Here is a 25997-nt window from a genome sequence, read left to right on the forward strand (position 1 = left end):
GAGATCCGGTTCCCGCCATGACGCCCCGGACGGTCCGGAACGGGCAGCCGTCTCCATTACGGCACGGAAGCGGGCAATCACCCTTCTCCCGGACACCGTCTCGACCGATGACGAGGCGCCGCCACCCGCTGCGACACACTCCCCGACCGCTGCCGTCAGCCCGGTCGGCACCCTCATCCGGCTCGGTGCAATCAGCACCCCCCAGCTGGCCCCTCCCCCTTGAGGACCATGCGGGCGCGCACCCCCTACCCCGGTATCACGCGGGAGTTGGCCCCGCAGTGTGACGCCGTGTCACCCGTCGTCTTTCTACGTTTTCCTCCGCCACCAACGGAAGAGGGAGACGACCATGTCCCTGCTGCGAGCCGCCACCCGGCGCGGCAAGCGCACGCTCATCGCCGCCGTGTGCGCGGTGACGATCGCCGCGGGCACCGGCGGCTGGGCGGCAGGCTCCGCGCAGACCGCGGTCACCGGGCCCCCGCCGGGCGCCGCCGCCTGGCGCGCCGACCACTCCCTCGGCGTCCCGCTGCCGGATCCGGCGACCGCGCCGCCCGCCCGCGTCGGCCGCTTCTTCACCACGCTGACCGGTGCCCAGCGCCATCTGCTCGCCGCCCGGCACCCGCTGACCGTCGGCAATCTCGACGGCGCGCCCATAGCCCTCAGGTACGAGGCCAACTCCCGTGCGCTGGCGGCGGAACGGGACCGGCAGCTGGCCCGCGCGAGCGACCCGGCCGGCACCCTCCAGGACCATCAGGCGGCGCGGAAGGCCGCCGCCCGCTGCGCCGGTCTGCTCGCGCCCGGCCGGCAGATCCTCGCCTTCGACCCGCGGGGCCGTGGCCAGATAGCCGAGGTGCACGGCGACCTGACGGCCGCCCGGCGCACCGCCGTCGTCGTCCCCGGTTCGGACATCGACCTGGCCACCTTCGACCGCGCGAAGGACCCGTACGGCACGCCGACCGGGATGGCGCGGGCGCTGCGCGGCCGAATGGCGGCCGACGCCCCCGGCACCCGTACCGCGGTGATCGCCTGGGCCGGCTACACCACGCCGGTCGGTCTGGGGCCCGACGCCGTCACCGGGCGGCTCGCGGAAGCCGGCGCTCCCCGGCTGACCCGCTTCCTGTCCGGGCTCGCCGCCGACCGCATACCGGCGCCCGCGCTGCTGTGCCACAGCTACGGCTCGGTGGTCTGCGGCCTTGCCGCGCCGCACCTGGGCCGCACCCTGCGTGACCTGGTCGTCTTCGGCTCCCCCGGGATGCGCGTCGACTCGGCCGCCGCGCTGCACACCGGCGCCCGGGTGTGGGCGGCCCGGGATGCCACCGACTGGATAGGCAACGTCCCGAACGTCGAACTGCTCGGCCTGGGGCACGGCGAGGACCCCACCGACCCCGCCTTCGGCGCCCGCCGGGTCTCCGCCGTACGGGCCGACGGACACACCGGCTATCTCGCCCCCGGCACCGACTCGCTGCGCAACTTCGCCGCCATCGCCCTGGGCCACTACGCCGCCGTCTCCTAGGCCCTGTCGTCAAACTCCCGTCTGCCCCACGACGCCTGGCACGCACGCTGGCCGCGTTGTCGGGATCTTCCCGGTACGCCCAGTACCGGGAAGACCCTCCGCCTTGCGAGCGCACGCACCAGACGCCGCGGGGCCTGCCCTCCGGGCAGACGACGGGAGTTTGACGACAGGACCTAGCCCGCCCGCGCGGCGGTGGCCCGCCGCAGTCCTCCGACCGCAAGGACGTCTCATGTCCCTCGCCCTGCTCTCACCTCTCAGAGACACCGTCCGCACCATCGACGCATGCACCCCCGCACACCGTGACCGCGCCATCGACGGGCTGCGCGCCCTGGCCCTGCTCGCCGTGCCCACCGGGCACTGGCTGCTCGGCGGCTTCACCCTGGACGCGGACGGGGCGCTGCACAACGCCAGCCCGCTGACCGCCGTCGGCGGCCTGGCACCGGCGAGTTGGGTGCTCCAGATGCTCGGCATCTTCTTCCTCGTCGGCGGCCACGCGTCCGTGCTCTCCTTCCGCCGCGCCACCGGACGCGGCACCTCGCCCGGCGCCTGGCTCGGCACCCGGCTGGCCCGGCTGGGCCGCCCGGTGCTCGGCGTCGCCGCCGTCTGCGCCGCGCTGATCACGGTGCTGGACCTGCTGGGCGTGCCGGAGGCGACCCTGCACACCGGGGCGACGCTGGTCATCCAGCCGCTCTGGTTCGTCGGCGTCTACGCGGTGGTCACCGCGCTCACCCCGTACTGCCTGCGCGCGGCCCGCCGTTGGGGCGCCTGGACCGCGGTCCCGCTGCTGCTCGCCGTCGCCGTCGTCGACTTCCTGCGCTACGGGCCCTTCGAGGCGGCGATGCCGTCCTGGCTGAGCCTGCTCAACCTGCTGCCCGGCTGGCTGTTCGCCTACCAACTGGGCGTCTGCTGGGGCGAGAAGAGACTCGGGCGCGGTGCCGCGTGGACGCTGCTGGCCGGTGGGACCGCCCTGTTCGCCGTGCTGCTGCTGGAGTTCCACTACCCGGCGAGCATGGTGGGGGTGCCCGGCCAGGCGCGGACCAACTCCCATCCGCCGTCGCTGCTGGTGGTGGCGCTGGCGGCGGCGCAGTCCGGTGCCGCGGTGCTGCTGCGCGACCGGCTCGCACGGCTGCTGCGGCGGCCCGCGCTGTGGGCACCGGTCGTGGTGATCAACCTGTCGGCCATGACGATCCTGTGCTGGCACCAGACGGCGCTGCTCGGCCTGGCCGTACCGGCCTCGTACCTGGGCGGCATACCCGGTCTGACGCTGGCCCCCGACTCGTTGGGGTGGGTGCTCGCCCGGCTGGCCTGGCTGCCGGCCTTCGCCGTCGTCCTGGTCGCCATCAGCCGCGCCACCCACCGCTTCGAGGCACCGTGGAGCGGCGTCCCCGGCACCCGGCGCACCCTGGCCGCGGTGCTCGCCGCCGCGTTCGCCGTCTTCGCGCTGCGGCTGGCGTAGGGCGGGCCCGCCGAGGCGCGGGGCCGGGAGGCGCGGGGCCGGGAGGCGCGGGGCCGGGAGGCGCGGGGCCGGGGGAGGCCCGCCCCCGCGCCGCCGGGTGCCGGCTGCGGCTACTCCCGCCCGGCGGAGGTGAACGTCATGTCCGCGTACCGCTCCCCCGCGACCTTCGCCGCGATCGGCGCGAGCCGCGCCAACTCCTCGTCGGTCAGCCGGATGCGGGTGGCGGCGGCATTCTCCTCGACCCGGGTGCGCTTGCGGGTGCCCGGGATCGGCACCACGGCGAGACCGTGGACGGCCGCCTGCTGCTGCACCCAGGCCAGGGCGATCTGGCCGACGGTCGCCCCGTGCGCGGCGGCGACGGCACGCACCGGCTCCAGCAGCGCGGCGTTGGCCGCGGCGTTGTCGCCGGTGAACCGCGGCTGCTGGCGGCGCAAGTCGTCGCTGTCCAGTTCCTTGTCGGCGCTGACGAACGAGCCGGTCAGGAAGCCGCGGCCGAGCGGCGAGTACGGCACGAAGCCGACGCCCAGCTCGGCGGCTGCGGCCACCACACCGTCCTCGACGTCGCGGCTGAACAGCGACCACTCCGACTGGAGCGCCGCGATCGGATGCACCGCCTGCGCCGCGCGCAGTTCGCCGGCGGTCACCTCACTGAGCCCGAGGTGCTTGACCTTGCCCTCGGCGACGAGTTCGGCCATCACCCCGACCGTCTCCTCGATGGGGATGCGCACATCGCGCCGGTGCATGTAATAGAGGTCGATGACGTCCACGTCCAGCCGCCGCAGGCTGCCTTCGACGGCCCGGCGTATGTAGGGGGCGTCGTTGTTGATGATGCGCTTCTTCGGGTCGGCCGGGTCGAAGGACAGCGCGAACTTGGTGGCCAGCACGATCTCGTCGCGGTGCGCCCGGACGAACGGCGCGATGAACTCCTCGTTGGCGCCGTCGCCGTACGCGTCGGCGGTGTCGTAGAGGGTCACCCCCAGTTCCAGGGACCGCTCCAGCGTCGCCCGCGCCTCGTCGGGGTCGTCGGTGGGCCCGTAGGCGAAGCTCATGCCCATGCAGCCCAGGCCCTGCACGCCGACCCGCGGGCCGCCGGTGCCCAGTTCAACCGTCTCGATCTTCTCGTCAGTCATGACCTCAGAACCTTTCGGACGCCCGACGGGCATCGGCATAGATATCGATCTTGCAGTCGAGGACGGTGAGCGTGCCCTGCAGCTCCGCGATGCGCCGCCGTACGTCCTCGCGGTGCGCGGTCAGCAGCCGCTCGCGTTCGGTGAAGGTGCTCTCGCCCGCCCTGACCAGCTCGGCGTAGCGGACCATGTCGGCGACCGGCATGCCGGTCAGCCGCAGCTTGCCGACCAGGTTCAGCCAGTCCAGGTCGCGGGGGGTGAACCGGCGCTGTCCGGTGTGCGTACGGTCGACGTGCGGCATCAGCCCGATCCGCTCGTACCAGCGCAGGGTGTGCGCGCTGAGCCCGGTGATCCCGGACACTTCGCTGATCGTGTAGTGGTCCCGCCCGGCCGGCCGGGGGTGCCACTCGGCCGCCACACAACCGCGTCCGCTCCCCCGCAAGCCACCGGCCGCATCCCCCTGGTCCGTCACCGGCTCGCCCTGCGTCACCGTCATGCCGCGTCTCCCCTACGTCGGTGGCCGATCCCTCTCGACGTGGTCAACGCTAGAGGCTTCGAGTGCACTCCAAGCAAGGCCGGACTTGACCGGGATGTGGGTCCTGACGTCCGGTCCGTACGCCGGGCAGGACGCCCCGGCCATGCCCCGGGAGCCCGGCGTTAGGCTCGTCCCATGCAGAGCCTGCGGATGATCGAGACCTGGCCGGTGCCCCACGCCGCGGCGGCCGTCGTACGAGCCGACGGCGGCGTGGCCGGATCGTACGGCCCCCTGGACCGCCGCTTCCCGCTCGCCTCCGTCACCAAGCCGCTGGCCGCGTACGCCGCGCTGCTGGCGGTCGAGGAGGGCGCGGTCGAGCTGGACGAACCGGCCGGCCCCGAAGGTGCCACGGTCCGTCATCTCCTCGCGCACACCTCGGGCCTCGCCTTCGACGAGCCGCGGGCGATGGCCGCGCCCGGCACCCGCCGGATCTACTCCAACGCCGGTTTCGAGGCACTGGGCGACCACATCGCCGCGGCCACCGACATCCCCTTCCCGCAGTATCTGCATGAGGCGGTGCTCGAACCGCTGGGCATGACGGCGACGGAACTGGCGGGTTCGCCCGCCAAGGACGGCGTCTCCACCGTCGCCGACCTGGCCAGGTTCGCCGCCGAACTCCTGGCGCCGCGGCTGCTGGCCCCGCAGACCCTGGCCGAGGCGACGTCGGTGGTCTTCCCCGGTGTCACGGGCGTCCTGCCGGGCTACGGCCACCAGAAGCCCAACGACTGGGGCCTGGGCTTCGAGATCCGTGACGGCAAGTCGCCGCACTGGACGGGCAGTTCGTCGTCCCCGCGCACCTTCGGGCACTTCGGGCAGTCCGGCACGTTCCTGTGGGTGGACCCGGAGGCCGCGAACGGCGCGGGCGCCGCGTGCATCGCGCTGACCGACCGGGCGTTCGGCCCCTGGGCGGTCGACGTCTGGCCGCCGCTGACCGACGCGGTCCTCACCGAACTGCGCGGGGCGTAAGGCGGGCCCAGCCGGGCAACGGCCGGGCGCGGACGGGCAGGAGAAGCAGGGCGGGGCCGGGCGGACGGGCCCCGTCCGGCCTCAGCCGCACGAAGCCTCAGCCGTACGAAGCCTCGGGCCCCATCTCCCAGATGAGGCACTCGGCGTCCTCATCGGCCGTCAGGCGGAGGCCGTCGGCGTCGGTGATCCGCGCCTCGTCCCCGGCCGCAAGACGCTCGTCACCGAGCAGCAACGCACCACGCACCACCTGCACCTGCGCCCGCGGCCCGTCCGGCACCGCGGTGTGCGCACCGGCCGCGAGCCGCCGCACGTGCAGCGTCGCGCCGGCCCGCGGCAGCGCGTACGGCGTGCCGTCGGCGATCTGGCGCACCACTTCGTACTCCGGCTCCCCGCCGAACTCGACGGGCGCCAGCCACATCTGCACGAACCGCAGGGGCCGATCGGCGTCGTTGCGTTCCACGTGCCGTACGCCGCCGGCCGCGCTGAGCCGCTGGAGGTCGCCGGGCCGCACGGTCGTCGCGTGCCCGGTGGAGTCCCGGTGGGTCAGCTCGCCGTCGACGACCCAGGTGACGATCTCCGTCTCGCGGTGCGGATGTTCGGCGAAGCCGGCGCCCGGGGCCAGCCGCTCCTCGTTGCACGCGATCAGTGCGCCGAAGCGCAGGTTGCCGGGGTCGAAGTGGGGGCCGAAGGAGAAGGCGTGCAGCGTCTCGATCCCGGCATCCGGATCGCCGCCACGGTAGCGTTCCTTGCCTCTGCGCACCGCAATCATGGAGCCACCGTAGCCCCGCCGCGTCACCTCCCCGCCCCGATAAGGCAGTCTTGTCCCGTGTCTGAACCCGCATCGCGCGCCCCTCATCCGCACCAAGCGACCCTTCGCCGGCTGGAGAAGTCGTCCGGCAAGCTGGCGGCTGCCGCCATCGCCCGCATGGACGCGCAGCTGCCGTGGTACCGCGCGATGCCACCGGAAAACCGTTCCTGGATCGGCCTGGTGGCACAGGCGGGCATCGCCGCCTTCACCGAGTGGTTCCGGCATCCCGAGACACCGCAGGCCATCAGCACCGACGTCTTCGGCACCGCGCCGCGCGAGCTGACCCGGGCGATCACGCTGCGGCAGACCGTGGAAATGGTGCGGACGACCATCGAGGTCATGGAGTCCGCGATCGACGAAGTCGCGGCGCCCGGCGACGAGTCGGTGCTCCGCGAGGCGCTGCTGGTCTACGCCCGCGAGATCGCCTTCGCCACCGCCCAGGTCTACGCCCAGGCCGCCGAGGCCCGCGGCGCCTGGGACGCCCGGCTGGAATCCCTGGTGGTCAACGCGGTGCTCTCCGGCGAGGCCGACGAGGGCGCGGTCTCCCGGGCCGCGGCCCTGGGCTGGAACTCCCCCGAACACGTCTGCGTGGTCCTGGGCACCGCCCCCGACGGCGACAGCGAACTGACCGTCGAGGCGATCCGGCGGGCCGCGCGGCACGCCAAGCTCCAGGTACTGACCGGCGTCCTCGGCACCCGCCTGGTGGTGATCGCCGGCGGCTCGGACAATCCGCTCAAGGCCGCGAAGGCGCTGATCGGCCCGTACGCCGCGGGCCCCGTGGTGGCCGGGCCCGTGGTCTCCGACCTGCTGGCCGCGACCAGGTCGGCGCAGGCGGCGGCGGCCGGGCTGCGGGCCTGTGCCGCCTGGCCCGACGCGCCGCGCCCGGTGCTCGCCGACGATCTGCTGCCCGAGCGCGCGATGGCGTCGGACCCGGTGGCGCGCGACCAGCTGGTGGAGGAGATCTACAGACCTCTGGAGGAGGCCGGTTCGGCGCTCCTGGAAACGCTGAGCGTCTACCTGGAGCAGGCCAGCAGTCTGGAGGGCGCGGCGCGGATGCTCTTCGTGCACCCCAACACCGTGCGCTATCGGCTACGACGTGTGACCGACGTCACCGGCTGGTCCCCGTCCGACGTGCGCTCGGCATTCACCCTGCGTATCGCACTGATCCTGGGGCGCCTGGCTGACGGTGAGGCACAGCCCTAGACTTTTGTCGAACACCAACAATTCCCCCGATGGTTCTTCGTCCCTGTCCCCACGGGCGGGCGGGACCTCCCACAAGAGAGAGTGTGAGGGTGCTCGTACTCGTCGCTCCCGGCCAAGGCGCTCAGACGCCCGGCTTCCTGACCCCCTGGCTCGACCTCCCCGGTGTCGAAGACCGGCTCCGTGAGTGGTCGGCCGCCATCGACCTGGACCTGGTCCACTACGGCACGAAGGCGGACGCGGACGAGATCCGCGACACCGCGGTGGCACAGCCGCTGCTGGTGGCATCCGCCCTGGTCTCGTCCCGGCAGCTGTTCGCCACACCCGATGAGTTCCGCGCCGGCGTCGGCGCAGCCGCCGGGCACAGCGTCGGCGAACTCGCCGCCGCCGCCTGGACCGGCACGCTCACCGACACCGCCGCCATGACGCTGGTCCGCAGGCGCGGACAGGCGATGGCCGAGGCCGCCGCCGTCACCGAGACCGGCATGGCCGCGCTGCTGGGCGGCGACGAAGCCGTCGTGCTGCCGCACCTGGAGAAGCTGGGCCTGACCGCGGCGAACGTGAACGGCGCGGGCCAGATCGTCGCGGCCGGCACCGCCGAGCAGATCGCCGCCCTGGTCGAGGACAAGCCGGAAGGCACCCGCCGGGTCGTCCCGCTGAAGGTGGCAGGCGCGTTCCACACCCGCCACATGGCGCCCGCCGTGACGGCGCTGGAGACCGCGGTCGCCGAGCTGACGGTCGCGGACCCGCACACCCGCTACGTTTCCAACCGGGACGGCCAGGTCGTCGCCTCCGGCCAGGATCTGGTGCGGCGGCTGGTGGGCCAGGTGGCCAACCCGGTGCGCTGGGACCTGTGCATGGAGACGTTCAAGGAGCTCGGCGTCACCGCGATCATCGAGGCGGCGCCGGGCGGCACCCTCGTGGGCCTGGCCAAGCGCGCCCTGCCCGGCGTGCAGACCCTCGCCCTCAAGACCCCCGACGACCTCGACACGGCCCGCGCGCTGATCGCCGAGCACCGCTCTCCCGCCGCCCCGTCGGCCGAATAAGGAGCCCGAAGCGCATGACCTCGAAGATCAAGCCTGCGAAGGGCGCCCCGTACGCGCGGATCATGGGTGTCGGCGGCTACCGTCCGACCCGTGTGGTGCCGAACGAGGAGATCCTCAAGCACATCGACTCGTCCGACGAGTGGATCCGCTCGCGCTCGGGCATCGCCACCCGGCACTGGGCAGGCCCCGAGGAGACGGTCGCCGTCATGTCGGTCGAGGCGTCGGGCAAGGCCATCGCCGACGCCGGGATCACGCCCGAGCAGATCGGCGCCGTGGTCGTCTCCACCGTCTCGCACTTCAAGCAGACCCCGGCCATCGCGACCGAGATCGCGCACCGCATCGGCGCGGGCCGCCCCGCCGCCTTCGACATCTCCGCCGGCTGCGCGGGCTTCGGCTACGGCCTGACCCTGGCCAAGGGCATGGTCACCGAAGGATCGGCCGAATACGTCCTGGTCATCGGGGTCGAGCGGCTCTCGGACCTGACCGACCTGGAGGACCGCGCGACGGCCTTCCTGTTCGGTGACGGCGCGGGCGCGGTGATCGTCGGCCCCGGCAAGGAGCCCGCGATCGGCCCGACCGTGTGGGGCTCGGAGGGCGACAAGTCCGAAACGATCAAGCAGACCATCGCCTGGGACGCGTATCGTACGACGCCGTTGCCCGGTGGCAACGGCCCGGAGGAGCGCACCGCCCCGGAGGAGATCCGCTACCCCGCCATCACGCAGGAGGGCCAGGCGGTCTTCCGGTGGGCGGTGTTCGAGATGGCGAAGGTCGCCCAGCAGGCGCTGGACGCGGCCGGAGTCAGCCCGGACGACCTGGACGTCTTCATTCCGCACCAGGCCAACATGCGGATCATCGACTCGATGGTGAAGACTCTGAAGCTGCCGGAGAGCGTCACGGTCGCCCGTGACGTGGAGACCACCGGCAACACCTCGGCCGCCTCCATTCCGCTCGCCATGGAGCGGCTGTTGGCGACCGGACAGGCCAAGAGCGGCGACACCGCGCTGGTCATCGGCTTCGGGGCGGGTCTCGTGTACGCCGCGACGGTCGTTACCCTCCCCTAGGCAAGATCTACGCAGCGCCGTCCGTCGTCGGATGTGCCGGATGCTGTAAAGAGCTTCACCACATCACGCAGTTTTCCCCTAGAGCACCAAGGAGCGCCATCATGGCCGCCACTCAGGAAGAGATCGTCGCCGGTCTCGCCGAGATCGTGAACGAGATCGCCGGTATCCCCACCGAGGACGTCCAGGTGGAGAAGTCCTTCACCGACGACCTCGACGTCGACTCGCTGTCCATGGTCGAGGTCGTCGTCGCCGCCGAAGAGCGCTTCGACGTGAAGATCCCCGACGACGACGTCAAGAACCTCAAGACCGTCGGCGACGCGACCGACTACATCCTCAAGCACCAGAGCTGATCCAGCTCCTGCGCATGTCGCCACCCGGCGGTGGCGCCGTATTCAGACCCCTCTACCCGTGGAGTAAGAATTCCTGTGAACGCGACCAATCGCACCGTGGTCGTCACCGGTATCGGCGCAACCACACCGCTGGGTGGCGACAGCGCTTCGACCTGGGAAGCCCTGCTCGCCGGCCGGTCCGGTGTGAGCAGCCTCGACGAGGACTGGGCGGCCGACCTTCCGGTCCGCATCGCCGCGCGGGCAGCCGTCGAACCGACCGAGGTCATCGCCAAGCCCCAGGCCCGCAAGCTGGACCGCTCCGCGCAGTTCGCGCTGATCGCCGCGCGTGAGGCATGGGCGGACGCCGGCTTCACCGCCAAGGCGGGCGAGGACACCTCCGTCGACCCCGACCGGCTCGGCACCGTCATCGCTTCCGGCATCGGCGGCGTGACGACCCTGCTCGGCCAGTACGACGTGCTCAAGGAGAAGGGCGTACGCCGCGTCTCCCCGCACACCGTGCCCATGCTGATGCCCAACGGCCCGTCCGCCAACGTCGGCCTGGACGTGAACGCCCGCGCGGGTGTGCACACCCCGGTCAGCGCCTGCGCATCCGGCTCCGAGGCCATCGGCTACGCCATCGAGATGATCCGCACCGGCCGTGCGGACATCGTCGTCGCCGGCGGTACGGAAGCGGCCATCCACCCGCTGCCGATCGCCGCCTTCGGCAACATGATGGCGATGTCGAAGTCCAACGACGACCCGCAGGGTGCCTCCCGCCCCTTCGACACCGCGCGCAACGGCTTCGTCCTCGGTGAGGGCGCCGGCGTGATCGTCCTGGAGTCGGCCGAGCACGCGGCCAAGCGCGGCGCCAAGGTCTACGCCGAGGCCGTCGGCCAGGGCATCTCCGCCGACAGCCACGACATCGTGCAGCCCGAGCCGTCCGGCAACGGCATCGCGCAGGCGCTGCGGAACCTGCTGGACAACAGCGACCTGGACCCGGCGGAGGTCGTGCACGTCAACGCGCACGCCACGTCGACGCCGCAGGGCGACCTCGCCGAGCTGAAGGCGCTGCGCAAGGTCTTCGGCGACGACACCGACCACATCGCCGTGGCCAGCACCAAGTCCATGACCGGCCACCTCCTGGGCGGCGCGGGCGGCGTCGAGTCGGTGGCGTCGATCCTGTCGGTGTACCACCGTGTGGCACCGCCGACGATCAACATCGAGAACCTCGACCCGGAGATCGATGTGGACGTCATCCAGGGCGAGGCCCGCAAGCTGCCCGCCGAGGGCCGCATCGCCGCGCTGAACGACTCGTTCGGCTTCGGCGGCCACAACGTCGTGCTGGCGTTCCGCACGATCTGATCCCGGCCCGCTGACGTACGAGGGCCCGCCCGGTCGCATCGCCGACCGGGCGGGCCCTCGCGTCATCCGCGCAGGCGTTCAGCCGCCGAAGCTGGCGTGATAGGCGGCGGCGCCGTCCTCGTCGCCGTGCCCCTGCTCCTCCGCCCGGCGGAACCGCTCGGCCGCCGCTGCCGCCAGGTCCATGCGCACCCCGGCCGCTTCGGCGGCTTCGGAGATCAGCCGGGCGTCCTTGCGCGCCGTGGACACCGTGAAGCTCGCCGGGTACGCGCCTGACAGGATCAGCTCCGCCTTCATCCGCAGGTAGGGCACGTCGAGCGGGCCGTCGGCGACCGCGGCCAGGAAGTCACGCGGCTCGACGCCGAGCCCTTCGGCGAGCGCGAGCGCTTCCCCCGCGCCGCTGACGAGCGTCAGCACCCAGCTGTTGGCGACGAGTTTGAGCCGGCTGCCGGCGCCGTTCGCGCCGTCCTCGCCGACCCACTGGGTGGCCCGCCCGACGACGTCGAAGACCACGGCCGCCCGCTTCCTGACGTCCTGGGGCCCGGCCGCCAGAATCGTCAACTCGCCCTTCTCCGCGGGCACTTTGGTGCCGAGCACCGGCGCGTCGACGAACCGCAGGCCGTGCTCGCGGGCGAAGTCGGCCAGCGGCGTGACCTCTTCGACGCCCGTGGTGCTCATCTGGAGCCACAGGGTGCCCGGTGTCAGCGTGGGCGCGGCCTGCCGCAGCGCGTCGAGGACGGCGGGGCCGTCGAGCAGCATGGTGAGCACGACGTCCGCGCCGTCCACCGCCTGTTCCGGGCTGTCGACGACGCGGATGCCGTCGGCGGCCAGCGGTTCAGCCTTCGCGCGGGTGCGGTTCCAGGCGCGCACGTCGAGTCCTGCGCCGGCGAGATTGCGGGCCATCGCCGTGCCCATGATGCCGGTGCCGAGCACCGCGATCGAGATGTTGTCAGCCATGCCCACAAACTAGAGCGTGGAGTGCGCTCGAAGTCCGCAGGCGGTGGTGCGGCGGGCGTCAGACGACCTGGTGGAGCCAGCGCACCGGGGCGCCTTCGCCCGCGTACCGGAACGGCTCCAGTTCGTCGTCCCAGGGCTTGCCGAGCAGCTTGGAGACCTCGGCGGCGAGTTCCGTCTCGCCGTCGGCCGATCTGGCCAGGGCGGCGCGCAGCCGGTCCTCGGGGATGAGGATGTCGCCGTGGATGCCGGTGACGGCGTGGAAGATGCCCAGTTCGGGGGTGGAGCTGTAGCGCTCGCCCTCGGCCTTGGCGCAGGGCTCGGCCGTCACCTCGAAGCGCAGCAGGTGCCAGCCGCGCAGCGCGGAGGCGAGCTTGGACGCGGTGCCGACGGCGCCCTGCCAGGAGAATTCGGCTCTCCAGGTGCCGGGGGACGCCGGCTGGCGGATCCAGTCGAGGTTGACGCGTACGCCGAGGACGCCCGCGACGGCCCATTCGACGTGCGGGCACAGCGCGCGCGGTGCGGAGTGGACGTAGAGAACTCCACGTGTCGTCACCGGGACCTCCAGTGCGGTTCGAGGTTCGCCTTCCCCAGCGGCCTCGTGCCCGTTCCGGTTGCGGCCGGGACAGTTACTGACATTCTGCCCCAGTGATCACTTCGGCACCAGCATGCCAGGTGACCTACAGTAAACACCATTAGGCCCAATTTGCCGTAAAACAGACAGGAAATGACGGAATGGAATGCGTTTGTGCCGACTGTACGTACCCCGTTCGGGGCAGCGCCGGCACGGCACAGGGCAAAGCTATCCCGCCGCGCCGACCGGAGGGTGACGTACCGTCGGTACCTGAAGAGATATCACTCAGGCGCCGGAGGGGACAGGGGATGAGGACGTTCGGACAGCCGTTCCGGCTCCGGCCCGCACGCTCCGCGATCCTGTCGGCAACGCCTGTGGCCACGGTGGCCGCGCTGCTGTTCTCGCTGGCCGGATGCAGCGCCGACGGCAACTCCGCCGCCGCCCGCCCCAGTCCCGAGGTCACCGCGCCGTCCGTGAAACCGGCGCCGGTCTGGCGCGCCGACCCCGGCTCGATCGCCGCGCTCGGCGACTCCATCACCGTCGGGTTCGACGCCTGCACGGTGCTCTCCGACTGCCCCGAGGTCTCCTGGTCCACCGGCACTTCACCCAAGGTCGACAGCCTCGCCCGGCGGCTGCTGGAACACCCCGCGCGGCACAGCTGGAACTACGCCAGGACCGGCGCGCTGATGAGCGATCTGCCGGACCAGGTGGACGCGGCCAAGGCCCGCAGGCCCGAGCTGGTGACGGTGCTGATCGGCGCCAACGACGCCTGCCGCAGCGACGTACGCGCGATGACCCCGGCCGCCGCCTACCGCGCCGACTTCGCCCGCGCCATGAAGAAGCTGCGGCGCGCGCTGCCCCGTACCCAGGTGTATGTGGCCGCGGTGCCCGACCTGCTGCGGCTGTGGTCCGAGGGGCGCAAGAACCCGCTCGGCAAGCAGGTGTGGCAGTTGGGGATCTGCGGCTCGATGCTGCACGATCCTGACAACCTGACGGAGCGCGCGGTCAGCCGGCGCGAGAGGGTGCGCGACCGCGTGGTGGCGTACAACAAGGCACTTGAGGACGTCTGCGCCGACGACGCCCTGTGCCGCTTCGACCGTTCGGTGTTCGACTACCGCTTCACCGAACGGCAGCTGAGCAGCTGGGACTGGTTCCACCCCGGCACCCGCGGCCAGGAGGAGCTGGCCTCGCTGGCGTTCCGGACGATCACCGGGAACGACAGCCCTTAGACATCAAGAGCCTGTGCGAGGCGGGCGGCCACCTCCGGGTGGGAGAGGTATGCGTCGATGCGGTGGGCGCGGTCGCGGGCGTTGATGACGGCGATGTCGGTGACCTCGCCCCATACGGGTGCGAGGGGGCAGCCGACGGCGACGGCGTCGGTCGGGCACCAGACGTTGATCCAGTCGGTGACGGACGCGGGGCGCTCGGTGCCGGGCCGCAGGAGTCTGCGGTGGACGGCGTCCAGGCCCAGCGGGCTGCCGACGGTGACCAGCGTGAGCGGGCGCAGGCCGGCGGGGAGCCGGGAGACGAGGTCCATGGCGACGACGGTGCCGAGGCTGTGGGTGACCCAGACGAGTGCGCCGGTGGCCGGCAGGGTCTCCAGGACGCAGTCGAGTACGCGCCCGCGGATCTGCCGGTCGCCGAGGTAGGCGGCGACGTCGGAGAGGGTGGCGGCGATGACCCATTCGTCGAGGTCGGTCCGGGCGGCCAGCCAGCCGAGTTGTCTGCGCAGCCGCGCGACGAGCGTTTCGGTGAGGCCCTCGGTGGCCGGCCGGTCGTCGGGCGGCAGGCCGGTGGCCCGTGCCGTCTCGGCGATGAGCTGCCGGTAGATCTCCTCGGCGGGGCCTGGTGGCGCGAGCAGTTCGGCGGGTGAGGAGGCGGACGGTGTCAGGGGCGGGGCGGGCACGGCGTCGAGCGCCTCGTCGGCGGGGTGCCCGGTGGCCGTTGCCAGCAGGTCGCCGTAGTACGGGAACCAGATGTCGGCCGGGGCGAGCGGGGTGGCACCGGCGCGGGTGAGCCCCTGGTTGAGCCCGCCGGTCCAGTCGCGGCGCAGTGCCTCCGGGTCCTTGCCCTGCTGGCTTCTGCCGTGCAGGAACGCCAGGCTGCGTGTGCCGCCGAAGGCTCCGGGGCGGGCCCGCAGCCCGGTGCGGTGGAGGGATTCACCGAATTCACCGGATGCGTCCGGGCCCGGTCGTGGTGTGCCGCCTTCCAGCGGGCCTCCGGGGAGCGGTGTGACCGGGTGGCCGGGGCCGTAGGCGAGGCCGGACTCGGTTCCCATCTCCGCCAGGAGGCTCCGCCGCCTGCTGTCCAGGGGGAGCGCGGCGAGGTGGGCGAGGACCGCGCTGATGCGGATGCCCTCGTTGGCGACGTAGTCGACGGCGTCGTCACCGTCGCTGCGCTGCCACGGCCGGCCGTCGTGCCGCAGGACCCGTCCGCGGTCGTCGGTCCTGGGGACGCCGAGGTGGTGCAGCGCCACCACTTCCCACTGGTCGTTGAAGACCGGGGATCCGGAGTTGCCCGGCTCGGTGTCGGCGGCGTACTGGAGGAAGGCGTCAAGCCGCACCAGGAGGGCGTTGCTCCGGACGGCGATCTCCTTGAGACGGCCGCCTGGGTGCCCGATGACGTTGACCGGCTCGCCGACGACGACGGTGCCCAGCTGGGCGCTGAGTTCGTTCCAGCCGAAGATCTCTCCGGGGGCGCGGCTGCCCGCGGGACGGACGTGGACCAGCGCGAAGTCGAGGTGCTCGTCGGCGAGGAAGAGCGTGTCGGGGTCGAGTTCCATGCGGACCCCCGCGTCGGGGGTGTTGTCGATGGTCACCTGGGCGTTGAACTCGACGAAGCAGGAGTGTGCCGTCGCGGGGTCGGGCAGCACGTGGTGATTGGTCATCAGCAGCCGTGGGGAGACCAGGAAGCCGGTGCCCTGCGGGAGTTCGCGGCCCGCGCGGCGCAGGGATATCCGGGTGACGGTGGCGGCGGCGCGGGCGCCGCGCGGCAGGAAGCTCCAGGGTTGCAGTTCGTTGGAGATCCCGATGATGCGTTCGTTGGTGACCGGCAGGTCGAGGGCGTCGGCGTGGATCTTCGCGACGGCGGCGGCTGCGGGCACCCCTGCCCTGTCGAGCAGCCGCCGCGCGCGGGCCGCGACGGCTTCCCTGGAGTCGGGGAACCGCTTCCCCGCCGCCAACTGCTCCTCGGCGAGGCGGCGTTCGTCGCCGGTGTCCCGGTAGCGGCGCGCGGCGGCTGCGGCTTGGTTCTCCCACTGGGTTCGGGTGTTGTCGATAGCCGGCATGGCTCTCACCGTCCTGGCCGTGGAGGTGGCCGCCACTCAGGTCACGGGCCCGGCACGGGACGCCGGGCCGCCTCATACCCGGGTGGGGCCGATCTGCAGGTGGATGTGGTCCTGGTGGGCCTGCCGCAGGACCGGGTCACCGCCGTAGTCCGGGTAGATGACGAAGCCGGCGCCGCCCAGGTCCGGCATCGGCCAGAGGTTGGCGGCGCCGATGCCGCGGGCCTCGCATTCGTACGTCGCGTACCGGAACGCCGTGGTGAAAAGACCGAACGCCAGGGCGTCGACGTCCGGGGCGATCCGCACCTGGCTGCCGGGGCGCGGCGGGAGGTTTCCCCAGTCGGCTTTGACGGACTTGCGGAAGGCCGCCCCGTCGAGGGTGCCGCCGATGGCCGAAAGGTCCAGCGCACGGCCTTGGTTGTGGCAGTCGTTCGGTGGTCCCTGGCCGTGGCCGATGCCGAGGTGGAACAGTTCGGTGACCTCGGGGCTCGACGCGTTGATCCATCTGGTCAGCCGGTACAGCGCGATGAGCATGCGCTGGTCGACGTTGTCGAAGAAGTTCGCCGCGGTGTTGAGGGCGTTGGTGTAGCGGATGCCGTCGACGGTGGCGGGGCTCACGGTCACCCGCTGGGCGGGGGTGGGAGAGACGATGCCGCCGGGCCCGTCGACGAAGACCGGGCTCTTGAGGGTGAGTTTGCCGCGCCTGATCAGGTCGGCCATCAGCCTGTTGGCCTGGCCGGGGCTCAGCATCCGGGCCGGGGCCACGCCTCCCGCCGGGGTGCCGTCCAGGTGGAAGTCGACCAGGTCGCCGCTCGTGTCGACGGTGTCGGCGTCGACGTCGTAGCGCTGGTAGCGGTCGCCGCGGAAGAAGTAGGCGAAGCGCCCGCCGGGATATACCGCGGCGTCCAGTCCCTGGGTGAAGACACCTGGCCAGGCTCCGGCGATCTTCCGCGGGTAGCCGGGGTCGGCCCGGTCGGCGGTGATGTCGTACCTGAGGTAGGAGTCGCCCTTGAAGAGGAACAGTTTGCCGTTGCCCCAGTTGAGCGCCGCGTCGATGCCCTGCTGCCAGTTCGGTCCGCCGTCCGACCCGTCCGGCAGTCCCGGCCAGCCGCCCGCGACGGTGAAGGGCGGGTTGGGGGGCAGGTACGCGGCGTCGACACGGTCGGAGACCTGGTCGTAGCGCTTGTAGTGGCCGCCGTTGAAGGCGTACGCCTTGCCCGCGCCCCACCACACGAACGCGTCGGGCGAGCCCGTCAGCCCCTGCCATTCGTCCGCCACCACCAGGCCGCCCTGCTCGAAGCTTCCGGTGACCGCGTGGTACCGGTGATAGGTGTCGTCGTCGAAGAAGAGGTACACCTTGTCGTTCGGCCAGGCGATGGCCGTTGCGAGTGCCGCCATGGCGCCTTCCTTTCCGAGTGCGGCCGGTCTCCGTCGTCCTCGCGGGGACCGGCCGTGGAACCGGTGCCGGGGTCGCGGCCGTGGGACGCGACCCCGGCTCCCACTGGTTCGGGAGAGATCTCCCGTGGTTCAGAAGAGATCTCCCGGCCCCGGGTCCTGCGCCCACGGGCACTCCTCGCCCTCGGTGTCGTGGCAGATGACGGGGCCCGGATCGTTCACGTCGCCGCCGCCGAACGCCTGGCCCACCTCCCTGCGGACCAGACTGGCCACCCCCTCGTCGTCGAAGGGATACGCGACAAGGAACGGTTCGAGCGGCTTGGAACGGTTGACCACCCCCTGAACCGGCAGATGGAGCTGCATGATGGTGCCTCCCGTCGAAAGCGCACGGTGTGCGCCGGAGCCCCGGCGCGGCCCGGCCCGCGTGACCGGCGTTCAGCCGGGGTGACCGGACCTGCCGGGGCTGCGCCGGCGGAGCGGCGGACCGCCGCCGCCGGCGCGTACCGGATTCAGAAATCGAGAATGTCCTTGAGCGTGCCGAAGAAGTCGTTCGCCTCGACACCTCCGCTGTCATCCCAGGCAGCCACGGACGCGGCTGCGGTGCGGTCGACGGGCGGCGACTGCCGCGGCATCTCCAACGTGCCGGGCACTCGCGGCCGGTCCGCCTTGCGGTCGGTGCGTTCGCTCTTCATGGCCTTCCTTCCGTCGTGCCGAGTTCCCTCGGCAGAGGGGTCGGGCGCCGGTGGCAGCCGTCGTCACCGGCGCCCGATGTGTTCAGATCGGCAGGATCTTCGAGAGGAGCCCGGTGAGGAATCCGTCCGCCTCGACACCCGCGGTGTCACCTGCCGCACCGGCGACTGCGCCTGTGCTGCGGTCGATGGGCGGCGACTGCCGCGGCATCTCCAGCGCGCCGGGCACCCGCGGCCGGTCCGTGTCCCGCTCAGTACGTTCGAACATCAGATTCTTCCTTTCGCTGTTGTCCCATTCCTCGCGCCGGCGGCGGTTCCGCCGGCACGTTCCGCCCGGTGGGCGCCGCCTGCGGCGGCAGCCCGGCGGCCTCTGTGCACCGACTGTGGGTCACCGACCCCTCGCTGCACCTAGGCTCCGCCGCGGGCGAAGCACATCTGCCGGGCGAGCCCGGTCATGTCCGCGCACCGCATGGCCGCTTCGACGCCACCGTCCGCGGCGCCGTACGCCGTGCCGAGTGCCACGTCGCCGCGGGGTACCGGCGGAACCTGCGCGGGAAGCGCGAGTGCCGGCCCGTGGTCGGGTGCGTTCCTCTGCTCGTGGCCGCTGTTCATCGCCAACTCCTTTGTCTCGCCGCTCCGTTGCCGGATGGCTCAGATGTCGCCGAGGAAGGTGTGGACCGGCGCCAGGCTCACCGGAGGGATGTCGCTGACGTCGATGGTGAACAGGTAGTTCACCTTCGCCCGGCGGTCGTCCTCGGGGTCCAGGAACGTGACGATCACGTCCTGGGAGTCCGAACCCATACGGCAGTACGGGCTCTTCGAGACCCTCACCGAGTCCAGCGCGTAGAAGTTCATGCTCGACCCCGGCACGTAACTGGCGGACAGCAGGCCGTCCTTGATCTGGTTGCCGAACTGGAAGGCGTTGGTGCCCGCGTAGTTCATCGCGCGGTCGGCGGAGCTCTGCCCGAGGTTGCGGAACTGGCGGTAGACCTTGTCCAGCAGTGCCCTGATCGTCTTCTCCAGGTCCTGCTGGTTGGTGGTCTCCTCGTTCCTGTGGTCCTTGGTGACCCCGTCCACCACGGCCTTGACCAGCGCCGTCTCGTTCCAGGTGGCGAGCCCGCGGCTCATGACCTCGACGACGGGTACGACCTGCCCTGAGAACAGCCGCTTGGTCCGGTTGGTGAGCATCCCCGGTATGGACACCCGGGAGACCACGTTCTCGTCACCCGGCAGCCTGGCCTGCCCGGCGATCGCTTCCCGGAAGACCTTGTAGACCGTGGACACCGGCGGATAGGAGTGCTCCATGAGGAGCTGCGCGAGCGCGTCCGGGTCGGTGGCCGCCGCCTTCGCCTTCGCCTTCGCCTCGGCCGGGTCGGGCGGGACCGTGCCGCCCCAGTTCATGCCGACCGGCACCTCCGCCTCCAGCGCGTAGATCGGCGTACGGTCCAGCTCCAGGGTCCAGGTGAGCTTGTCGCTCTCCCACGGGTTCGCCGACAGGTACGCGCTCAGCTGCGTCGGGTTGTAGATGTTGGGCTGGACGAACGACGGTTCACCTTTCGGGCCCGGCTTGCCCTCGGTCCAGGGCATCAACTGCCGGAACGTGTCACGGCGGGCCTCGGTCTGGAAGTCGAAGCCGATCGTCCCGATCGCGTAGATCAAGGGGCCCGCGCCCGCGCCCCCGCAGCCGCAGGACGCTCCGGTCCCGCCACCGCACGCCGCCTGCACTCCCGCGGGCGCGGTGCCGGCCGGCTCCGGCGGTCCCGGCTGCGCCGGTGTGCTCTCAACTGCCCGGCCTGCCTGCGCCGTCTCGCCGGCCGCCGCCTGCGGCATCTCGTGGGGTTCCATGGCACCTGCTCCTTGCCTCGCACCGGAATCCGGCGTCTGCGACGAGGGCTCACCGGTCGCGCTGCCCTCCTGCTCCGCGGCACTCGCCTGCCACTCCTGCGCCGCCGGATCTCCCGGCGCCGCCGGGTCCTGCTCGCCCGCGCCGCCGGGCGGCGGCTCAGGGGGCGCATCGGCGTCCTGGCCCGTGGTGACGGGCACGTCATTGGCATCCATGGCACCTGCTCCCTCACTCGACTCGGTGTCCGGCGCCCCGGACACAGCGGGCCCGCCGGCAGCGTTCACCCCCGTTGCGGGGGAAAGTTCTCCGGTGTCCTGTGCCGCCGCGGGCGACGGCGCCGCGTCGGCCACCCGGCCGGCAGGCGTGCGGTCCGCCTCCGTGATCAGCCGGTGCGCGCCCGCGACGTCCACGTGACCGGCGAGATACCGCCGGCAGCCGGGCGAGTCGCCGGGCGCGCACGGAGGGGCCCATGCGCTGTCGACAAGAGCCCGGCGCACGGCCTCGGGGTCGGCCTTCCGCCCTTCCCGGAGCTGCGTGGCCACCAGCAGCGCGGCGGCCCCTGACACCGCGGGGGTGGCGAAGCTGCTCCCGGTCATCGCTCTGCGCCCGCCGCCCGGTACGGCCCCTTCGATGTCCTGGCCCGGAGCCAGTACACCGTTCTCGCGGTACACCGCCGCCCAGTTGTTGATCTTCAGCGGCGTACCGTCGGTCCCGCTCGCCCCCACCGCCAGCACCGACGACACGGCCGCCGGCACCTGAAGGCAGTCGCATCCGTCGTTGCCGACGGCCGAGACCACCAGCACGCCGCTGTCGTCGCACAGCCGCAGAGCCCTGCTCAGCAGGCTCTCCGCCTGTGTGTCCGGTGTCCGCTCACCACCACTGATGTTGATGATGTGCGCGCCCTCCTGAACCGCCTGTTCGATCGCGCGGGCCAAATCCAGTTGGGGCACGCGCCCTTCCCGCGCGTCGCGGAACACCGGAATGATCAGACCCCGGCACCGCGGTGCCACGCCGACGACGGTGCTGCCCGGCTGCCCGAACAGCAGACTCGCCACATGTGTACCGTGCAGCGACATCGGCCCCTGCCCGGCGGGCTCTTGCACCAGCGTGTTCAGGCGCGTGAGATCCGCGCCCGCGAAACACGGATGGGACAGGTCCACCGGGCCGTCCAGCACGGCGACGCAGACCCTGGCGTCGCCCAGCAGTTCCTCGTCGCTCAGTGCCGGGCACCGGATCACCGACCTGGCTTCCATCCGGACCACCTTTCCGCCAAGGGCACAGGCCCCGGCATCCGTTCACCACGAGGTTCGGACCGCCTCGTTCCGCGGCCGTGCCACGAACGCGCAAGAGGCGTTCCGCAAACGTCTCCGAAACATTGCCGAAGCGTCTGTCGCGCCGGTCGGGCGCCCTGTGAAGAACGCCGGAATTCCTTCCGGAGACCGAGGAAATCCCGCAGTGTCCGCGCCTGTTCCGGCCTTCCGCGTGGCATATCCGGATGCGCGGACCGGCGGCCGGTCCCAGAGTGGTGTCTGTGATCGCGAACAGCGCCTACCTGCAACTCCTCAGGGTTTTCGAGTTCGCTTACGACGGCAGCCGCATTCCCCTCCCCCTGGGCAGCCAGCGCCTGTTGGCCCTCCTCGCCCTGAACCCGCGCGGGGTGCACCGTGGGGCCGCCGCCGAACAGCTCTGGCCCGACTGCACACCCAGCCGCGCGGCTGCGAACCTCAGGTCAGCCCTGTGCCGAGGCCGGCGGATACGTTCCGTAACCGTCATCGACAGCTCGGGGCACCGCTTACGGCTCTCGCCCGCGGTGGACGTCGACCTGCACGCACTGCGGGCCGCGGCGCAGCAGCACAGCTCCCGGCAGCGTCCCCTGCCGGCCGACTGCGACCCGCTGGTCGGCGAACTCGATCAGGAATTACTGCCGGGCTGGCCCGACGAATGGCTCTCCCTCGAACGCCAACACTGGGACCAAGCCCGCCTGCACGCCCTGGAAAGCATCGCCCAGCAGCTCCAGGAGACAGGGGCTTATCTGCTCGCGCTTCAGGCCGCGATGACCGCCATAGATATCGATCCGATCCGCGAATCCGCGCATCGCATCGTCATCGAAATCCACTCGGCCGAAGGCAACACGGCCTGCGCGCTGAAGCATTACCAGAGCTACCGTGAGCTGCTGCGGCAGGAGCTGGAAACCCTGCCGTCCCCGCACATGACACGCCTCGTCGAGGAACTCAGCTCCGCCTAGGGCATTTCCCCCGTGCCGATCAGGGCGTGTCCCTTAGGGGCGCGGGGCGGAAAGCTCATCCCGTGGCGCGACGTCCCGCGGGCCCCGGTGCTGAAGGATGTCCCGTGACCGGTATGCCGCCTGCTTCAGGAGAATCCTTCCCATGTCCCGTCCTCGCGTGTCCCATCTCGCCATCGGCTGCGCGGCGTTGGCCGTGCTGACGACCGGCTGCTCGTTGAGCGGCATGGGCCCGTCCAAGGGGGCGGAGCGTACGTACACGGTGGACGGCACGGTCTCATCGGTGGCGGCGCGCACGTCAGGCGGGACCATCGAGGTCGTGCCGGTGGACGCGGGCGGCCCGGTCAAGGTGACGGAGAAGTACAGCTACACCGGCAGCAAGCCGCACCCCGACCACTCGCTCAAGAGCGGCCGGCTGTCCCTGAACGCCCCCTCGTGCAAGAACATGGGAGACCGCTGCACGGTGAACTACCGGGTGCGGGTGCCGCGCGGCGCCGACGTCGATCTGCACACCAGCGGCGGGGACATCACCGTCCGCGGCATGTCGGGTTCGGTCGCCGCGGAGACCAGCGGCGGGGACATCACCCTCGACGACTCCGCGGCCCGCACCGCGAAGGTGCGCACCAGCGGCGGCAACGTGACGGCCGGATTCACGAAGGTCCCCGATGACGTGTCGGGCCGCACCAGCGGCGGCGACGTCACGATCCGGCTGCCCAAGGGCACCTACGCGGTGGACGCCTCGACCAGCGGCGGCAGCCGGAAGGTGTCGGTGACGACGAACGATTCCGCCGCGCACAAGGTGGCGGCGCACACCAGCGGGGGCGATGTGTCGGTGGTCCCGGCTTCCTGAGGCAGCGGGCCCCGGGGTGTCCCGGGGCCCGCCCCTAAGGGCCTGTCGTCCGGATCAGGCGCTATCCGACGGTGATCTCCGCGGTCAGCCTGCGGTCGGCGACGCTGTGCGCCGCCTCGACGGTGTAGTCACCCGCGATGAGACGCCGGGCGCCGGCCGTCTCGTCCCAGATCTCGAACATCCGCCGGGGCAGGGCGATCTCGGCCTCGACGCTCTCGCCCGGAGCCGCCCGCACGGCCGCGAAACCGGCCAGCCAGCGGGCCGGGCCGGCCGTCTCCCCGCCGGTCGGCGCGGCGCCTGCCGGGCCGCCGTCCACCGGTGCCAGATAGATCTGGACGACCTCGCGGCCGGCCCGTTGCCCGGTGTTGCGCAGCCTGACCCGTACCGAGTCCGGGGTGGTGTCCAGTGATTCGTACTCCCAGTCGGTGTAGCCGAGGCCGTGGCCGAAGGGGTACGCGGGGGCGGCAGCGGCCCGTTCCCAGGCCCGGTAGCCGATGAACAGGCCCTCGGTGTAGTCGAGTTGGCCGTCATCGGGGGTGACGCGGGTGACGGGTGCGTCCTCCAGGCGGGCGGGCCAGGTGGTGGGGAGCCGGCCGCCCGGCTCGGCGGCGCCCAGCAGGACGTCGGCCAGCGCGGCGCCTGCCTCCTGGCCGGGGAACCAGCTCAGCAGCACGGCGGGCACCTGCTCGCGCCACGGAAGCTCCACCGGAGAGCCGGAGTTGACGACCACGACGGTGCGCGGGTTGGCCGCCGCGACGCGGGCGACCAGTTCGTCCTGGCGGCCGGGAAGCCGCAGGTCGGCGCGGTCGAAGCCCTCGGACTCGACCTCTTCGGTGGTGGCCACGACCACCACCGCGAGGTCGGCTCCGGCCGCCGCGCGCACCGCCTCCTCGATCTCGGCGTCCGGTGCCTGCTGCGGCTCCGCGTGCCCCAGGGCGAAGTTCAGCGCGTCCATGTCGTCGCCGAGGCCCAGGCTCCGGGGCACGAACCGCAGCGTGACGTCCACCTGTTCCCCGGCCGTGAGCGGCACCTCGACCCGCTGCTCGGCGGGGTGCATGAACGCCTCGAACGGGTCGCTGCCGTCGGGCGCGCAGTGCGCGTCGAAGTGGACCTGTCCGGCCACGGTCAGCCGCAGCGCGCCGGTCCCGGAGACCGCGAGGACGTGCCGGCCCGTGACCTGCGGGGTGAACGTGCCGGTCAGCTCGACGGCCGCCAGCTCGGCGCGGCCGACACCCTCGGGGTAGCTGCCGATCAGCTGCACCTTGCCGTCGGACTGCGGGGTCTCGGCGAGCACCCGGTCGTCGGCGGCGAGGTAGCGGGTGCGCAGGGCGAAGCCCGTACGGGCGTGCGGGACGCGGGTGCGGGGCTCGGCGCCGACGGCGTAGCGGAGCGCGACGCCTTCGGGCAGGGCGGCGCGCAGGCCCTCCAGGGGCGCGACGACGGCCTCGGGGAAGACGGTCGCCGAGCCGCCGCCGAGCACCCGGGCATCCCGGGCGGCGGCGCCGATCACGGCGACCGTACGGAGGGCGGCGGGGTCGGCGGGCAGCACCGGGCGTCCGTCGGCGACGGGTTCGTTGCGCAGCAGGACGAAGGAGCTGCGGGCGATCTCACGGGCCACCGCGCGGCCGTCGATGCCTTGCGGCACCCGTGCCGGGTCGACGGCGGCCTGCACCCCTTCCAGGCATCCCGTACGGGCCGCCAGCAGCAGCACTCTGCGGACCGCCGCGTCCACCGCGGACTCCGTCACCTCGCCGGCGCGCACGGCGGCGGCGAGGCGGTCGCCGAAGACGGTGCGCGGGCCCGGCATGGCCACGTCCAGGCCGCCGTTCAGCGCGCGGACCGTGTCGCGGGCCGCGGTCCAGTCGGAGACGTTGACGCCGTCAAATCCCCACCTGCCGCGCAGCACTTCGTTGACGAGGTGGTGGTGCTCGGTCATCGTCGCGCCGTTGACCTGGTTGTAGGCGGTCATGATGCCCCAGGGGCGGGCGTTTTCGACGATGTGCTCGAAGGGCGCGAGGTACAGCTCGTGCAGCGGGCGCGGGGCGATGCGGTTGTCGACGGTGAGCCGGTCGGTTTCGGCGTCGTTGCCCACGAAGTGCTTGACGGTCGTGCCCACGCCGCCTTCCTGGACCCCGCGGACGTACCCCGCGCCGATCACGCCGGTCAGGTGCGGGTCCTCCGAGTAGCACTCGAAGTGGCGACCGCCCAGAGGGGAGCGATGCAGGTTGACGGTGGGGGCGAGCAGGACGTGCACGCCCTTGCGGCGGGCCTCCTGGGCGAGCAGGTGGCCTGCCGTGCGGGCCAGTTGGGGATCCCAGGTGGCGGCCAGTGCCGTCGGGCTCGGCAGCGCGATCGAGGGGTCGGCGGCGCTCCACTCCTGCCCCCGTACCCCGACCGGGCCGTCCGACATGACCAGTGACCGCAGCCCGATCTCCGGGATCGCGGGCAGCGTCCACGCGTCCTGCCCGGACAGCAGCCCGGCCTTCGTGTCGAGGTCGAGCGCGGCGAGGGCCGTCTCGACCGCGGCGTGGTGGACGGCGTCCCGCCCGTGGGCGGACTGTGCGTCGGACCGCCGGTCGGTGTCGTGGTCGGTCATGCATCGCTCCCTGGGACAGGTCGGGCACATGGTGGCCTGCATTCTGATGCGGTCACCGTGCACCCGGTAGACGTCGTCACCCTTTCGTTACCCGTACGGGTGAGGGGCACACGGGAAGGGCGGAGAAGGCGGCCCGGACTGCGGGCAGCGGGACGGGAGTTACGGCATGGGGGG

The 25997-nt window shown here is 72.1% G+C and carries 24 protein-coding genes; 11 read left to right on the forward strand and 13 right to left on the reverse strand.

Features of this window, described 5'->3' with window-relative positions:
* Positions 1–346 precede the first annotated feature (346 nt).
* Together ACGFNI_RS02925 and ACGFNI_RS02930 are read left to right on the forward strand one after the other, a co-directional pair.
* A complete protein-coding gene (locus ACGFNI_RS02925; RefSeq protein WP_393679970.1) occupies positions 347–1510 on the forward strand; it encodes an alpha/beta hydrolase in 1164 nt (387 codons plus the stop codon).
* 229 nt (positions 1511–1739) lie between these two features.
* Positions 1740–2966 (forward strand): acyltransferase, encoded by a 1227-nt coding sequence (locus tag ACGFNI_RS02930; protein ID WP_393679972.1) that lies wholly within the window; start codon positions 1740–1742, stop codon positions 2964–2966.
* Positions 2967–3076: 110 nt separating this feature from the next.
* Here ACGFNI_RS02930 and ACGFNI_RS02935 read toward each other — a convergent pair whose 3' ends face one another.
* Together ACGFNI_RS02935 and ACGFNI_RS02940 are read right to left on the reverse strand one after the other, a co-directional pair.
* A complete protein-coding gene (locus tag ACGFNI_RS02935) occupies positions 3077–4096 on the reverse strand; it encodes an aldo/keto reductase (RefSeq protein WP_393679974.1) in 1020 nt (339 codons plus the stop codon).
* A 4-nt stretch (positions 4097–4100) separates the two neighbouring features.
* Positions 4101–4589 (reverse strand): MerR family transcriptional regulator, encoded by a 489-nt coding sequence (locus ACGFNI_RS02940; protein ID WP_393679976.1) that lies wholly within the window; start codon positions 4587–4589, stop codon positions 4101–4103.
* Between the two features lie 174 nt (positions 4590–4763).
* Here ACGFNI_RS02940 and ACGFNI_RS02945 point away from each other — a divergent pair, with 174 nt between their 5' ends.
* On the forward strand, positions 4764–5594 hold the full coding sequence (locus tag ACGFNI_RS02945; protein ID WP_393679977.1) for a serine hydrolase domain-containing protein: 831 nt from the start codon (positions 4764–4766) through the stop codon (positions 5592–5594).
* A gap of 97 nt (positions 5595–5691) precedes the next feature.
* Here ACGFNI_RS02945 and ACGFNI_RS02950 read toward each other — a convergent pair whose 3' ends face one another.
* Positions 5692–6363 carry a pirin family protein gene (locus tag ACGFNI_RS02950; protein ID WP_393679979.1) on the reverse strand — a complete coding sequence of 224 codons (672 nt, stop codon included), beginning with the start codon at positions 6361–6363 and terminating at the stop codon, positions 5692–5694.
* A gap of 57 nt (positions 6364–6420) precedes the next feature.
* On the opposite strand from ACGFNI_RS02950, the gene ACGFNI_RS02955 reads away from it, so the two are divergent.
* The 5 genes from ACGFNI_RS02955 to ACGFNI_RS02975 all read left to right on the forward strand — a co-directional run bounded on the left by ACGFNI_RS02955 (position 6421) and on the right by ACGFNI_RS02975 (position 11400).
* The gene (locus ACGFNI_RS02955) at positions 6421–7605 is read left to right on the forward strand and encodes a PucR family transcriptional regulator (RefSeq protein ID WP_393679981.1); all 1185 of its coding nucleotides are present in this window, start codon (positions 6421–6423) and stop codon (positions 7603–7605) included.
* 89 nt (positions 7606–7694) lie between these two features.
* Complete coding sequence (locus tag ACGFNI_RS02960) at positions 7695–8648, forward strand: ACP S-malonyltransferase (protein WP_393679983.1); 954 nt, start codon at positions 7695–7697, stop codon at positions 8646–8648.
* 14 nt (positions 8649–8662) lie between these two features.
* Positions 8663–9709 (forward strand): ketoacyl-ACP synthase III, encoded by a 1047-nt coding sequence (locus ACGFNI_RS02965; protein WP_393679985.1) that lies wholly within the window; start codon positions 8663–8665, stop codon positions 9707–9709.
* Positions 9710–9810: 101 nt separating this feature from the next.
* Positions 9811–10059, forward strand: a complete 249-nt coding sequence (locus ACGFNI_RS02970; RefSeq protein WP_393679986.1) for an acyl carrier protein — start codon at positions 9811–9813, stop codon at positions 10057–10059.
* Between the two features lie 75 nt (positions 10060–10134).
* Complete coding sequence (locus ACGFNI_RS02975; protein ID WP_393679988.1) at positions 10135–11400, forward strand: beta-ketoacyl-[acyl-carrier-protein] synthase family protein; 1266 nt, start codon at positions 10135–10137, stop codon at positions 11398–11400.
* 78 nt (positions 11401–11478) lie between these two features.
* Here the strand turns inward: ACGFNI_RS02975 and ACGFNI_RS02980 are convergent, their stop codons facing one another.
* Both ACGFNI_RS02980 and ACGFNI_RS02985 read right to left on the reverse strand, forming a co-directional pair.
* Positions 11479–12354 (reverse strand): NAD(P)-dependent oxidoreductase, encoded by an 876-nt coding sequence (locus ACGFNI_RS02980; RefSeq protein ID WP_393679989.1) that lies wholly within the window; start codon positions 12352–12354, stop codon positions 11479–11481.
* Positions 12355–12412: 58 nt separating this feature from the next.
* Positions 12413–12907, reverse strand: a complete 495-nt coding sequence (locus ACGFNI_RS02985; protein WP_227045519.1) for a DUF3145 domain-containing protein — start codon at positions 12905–12907, stop codon at positions 12413–12415.
* Positions 12908–13233: 326 nt separating this feature from the next.
* Here ACGFNI_RS02985 and ACGFNI_RS02990 point away from each other — a divergent pair, with 326 nt between their 5' ends.
* Positions 13234–14154 (forward strand): SGNH/GDSL hydrolase family protein, encoded by a 921-nt coding sequence (locus ACGFNI_RS02990; RefSeq protein WP_393679991.1) that lies wholly within the window; start codon positions 13234–13236, stop codon positions 14152–14154.
* Here the strand turns inward: ACGFNI_RS02990 and ACGFNI_RS02995 are convergent.
* The 7 genes from ACGFNI_RS02995 to ACGFNI_RS03025 form a co-directional block, all read right to left on the reverse strand.
* The gene (locus tag ACGFNI_RS02995) at positions 14151–16211 is read right to left on the reverse strand and encodes a trypsin-like peptidase domain-containing protein (RefSeq protein WP_393679993.1); all 2061 of its coding nucleotides are present in this window, start codon (positions 16209–16211) and stop codon (positions 14151–14153) included. The genes ACGFNI_RS02990 and ACGFNI_RS02995 overlap by 4 nt on opposite strands.
* 72 nt (positions 16212–16283) lie before the next feature.
* Complete coding sequence (locus tag ACGFNI_RS03000; RefSeq protein ID WP_393679995.1) at positions 16284–17606, reverse strand: hemopexin repeat-containing protein; 1323 nt, start codon at positions 17604–17606, stop codon at positions 16284–16286.
* Positions 17607–17735: 129 nt separating this feature from the next.
* On the reverse strand, positions 17736–17966 hold the full coding sequence (locus tag ACGFNI_RS03005; RefSeq protein ID WP_393679997.1) for a hypothetical protein: 231 nt from the start codon (positions 17964–17966) through the stop codon (positions 17736–17738).
* 146 nt (positions 17967–18112) lie between these two features.
* Complete coding sequence (locus ACGFNI_RS03010) at positions 18113–18295, reverse strand: hypothetical protein (RefSeq protein ID WP_393679999.1); 183 nt, start codon at positions 18293–18295, stop codon at positions 18113–18115.
* Positions 18296–18377: 82 nt separating this feature from the next.
* Complete coding sequence (locus tag ACGFNI_RS03015) at positions 18378–18560, reverse strand: hypothetical protein (protein WP_393680001.1); 183 nt, start codon at positions 18558–18560, stop codon at positions 18378–18380.
* A gap of 140 nt (positions 18561–18700) precedes the next feature.
* Entirely contained in the window at positions 18701–18904 is a 204-nt protein-coding gene (locus ACGFNI_RS03020) for a hypothetical protein (protein WP_393680003.1), read from the reverse strand.
* 39 nt (positions 18905–18943) lie between these two features.
* Positions 18944–21388, reverse strand: a complete 2445-nt coding sequence (locus tag ACGFNI_RS03025; RefSeq protein WP_393680005.1) for a S8 family serine peptidase — start codon at positions 21386–21388, stop codon at positions 18944–18946.
* 278 nt (positions 21389–21666) lie between these two features.
* On the opposite strand from ACGFNI_RS03025, the gene ACGFNI_RS03030 reads away from it, so the two are divergent.
* Both ACGFNI_RS03030 and ACGFNI_RS03035 read left to right on the forward strand, forming a co-directional pair.
* Positions 21667–22380: a BTAD domain-containing putative transcriptional regulator gene (locus ACGFNI_RS03030; protein WP_393680007.1), complete on the forward strand. Its 714-nt coding sequence runs from the start codon at positions 21667–21669 to the stop codon at positions 22378–22380.
* Positions 22381–22522: 142 nt separating this feature from the next.
* Complete coding sequence (locus ACGFNI_RS03035) at positions 22523–23227, forward strand: DUF4097 family beta strand repeat-containing protein (protein WP_393680008.1); 705 nt, start codon at positions 22523–22525, stop codon at positions 23225–23227.
* 61 nt (positions 23228–23288) lie between these two features.
* Here ACGFNI_RS03035 and ACGFNI_RS03040 read toward each other — a convergent pair whose 3' ends face one another.
* Complete coding sequence (locus ACGFNI_RS03040; RefSeq protein WP_393680010.1) at positions 23289–25823, reverse strand: beta-glucosidase; 2535 nt, start codon at positions 25821–25823, stop codon at positions 23289–23291.
* Positions 25824–25997: the final 174 nt, after the last annotated feature.

This window comes from Streptomyces sp. NPDC048644, from assembly GCF_043199105.1.
GTDB lineage: Bacteria > Actinomycetota > Actinomycetes > Streptomycetales > Streptomycetaceae > Streptomyces.

Coding starts and splice junctions, on each gene's coding strand:
- ACGFNI_RS02925 (WP_393679970.1), top strand. CDS start 347: ATGTCCCTGCTGCGAGCCGCCACCCGGCGCGGCAAGCGCACGCTCATC.
- ACGFNI_RS02930 (WP_393679972.1), top strand. CDS start 1,740: ATGTCCCTCGCCCTGCTCTCACCTCTCAGAGACACCGTCCGCACCATC.
- ACGFNI_RS02935 (WP_393679974.1), bottom strand. CDS start 4,096: ATGACTGACGAGAAGATCGAGACGGTTGAACTGGGCACCGGCGGCCCG.
- ACGFNI_RS02940 (WP_393679976.1), bottom strand. CDS start 4,589: ATGACGGTGACGCAGGGCGAGCCGGTGACGGACCAGGGGGATGCGGCC.
- ACGFNI_RS02945 (WP_393679977.1), top strand. CDS start 4,764: ATGCAGAGCCTGCGGATGATCGAGACCTGGCCGGTGCCCCACGCCGCG.
- ACGFNI_RS02950 (WP_393679979.1), bottom strand. CDS start 6,363: ATGATTGCGGTGCGCAGAGGCAAGGAACGCTACCGTGGCGGCGATCCG.
- ACGFNI_RS02965 (WP_393679985.1), top strand. CDS start 8,663: ATGACCTCGAAGATCAAGCCTGCGAAGGGCGCCCCGTACGCGCGGATC.
- ACGFNI_RS02970 (WP_393679986.1), top strand. CDS start 9,811: ATGGCCGCCACTCAGGAAGAGATCGTCGCCGGTCTCGCCGAGATCGTG.
- ACGFNI_RS02980 (WP_393679989.1), bottom strand. CDS start 12,354: ATGGCTGACAACATCTCGATCGCGGTGCTCGGCACCGGCATCATGGGC.
- ACGFNI_RS02990 (WP_393679991.1), top strand. CDS start 13,234: ATGAGGACGTTCGGACAGCCGTTCCGGCTCCGGCCCGCACGCTCCGCG.
- ACGFNI_RS02995 (WP_393679993.1), bottom strand. CDS start 16,211: ATGCCGGCTATCGACAACACCCGAACCCAGTGGGAGAACCAAGCCGCA.
- ACGFNI_RS03000 (WP_393679995.1), bottom strand. CDS start 17,606: ATGGCGGCACTCGCAACGGCCATCGCCTGGCCGAACGACAAGGTGTAC.
- ACGFNI_RS03005 (WP_393679997.1), bottom strand. CDS start 17,966: ATGCAGCTCCATCTGCCGGTTCAGGGGGTGGTCAACCGTTCCAAGCCG.
- ACGFNI_RS03010 (WP_393679999.1), bottom strand. CDS start 18,295: ATGAAGAGCGAACGCACCGACCGCAAGGCGGACCGGCCGCGAGTGCCC.
- ACGFNI_RS03015 (WP_393680001.1), bottom strand. CDS start 18,560: ATGTTCGAACGTACTGAGCGGGACACGGACCGGCCGCGGGTGCCCGGC.
- ACGFNI_RS03020 (WP_393680003.1), bottom strand. CDS start 18,904: ATGAACAGCGGCCACGAGCAGAGGAACGCACCCGACCACGGGCCGGCA.
- ACGFNI_RS03025 (WP_393680005.1), bottom strand. CDS start 21,388: ATGGAAGCCAGGTCGGTGATCCGGTGCCCGGCACTGAGCGACGAGGAA.
- ACGFNI_RS03035 (WP_393680008.1), top strand. CDS start 22,523: ATGTCCCGTCCTCGCGTGTCCCATCTCGCCATCGGCTGCGCGGCGTTG.
- ACGFNI_RS03040 (WP_393680010.1), bottom strand. CDS start 25,823: ATGACCGACCACGACACCGACCGGCGGTCCGACGCACAGTCCGCCCAC.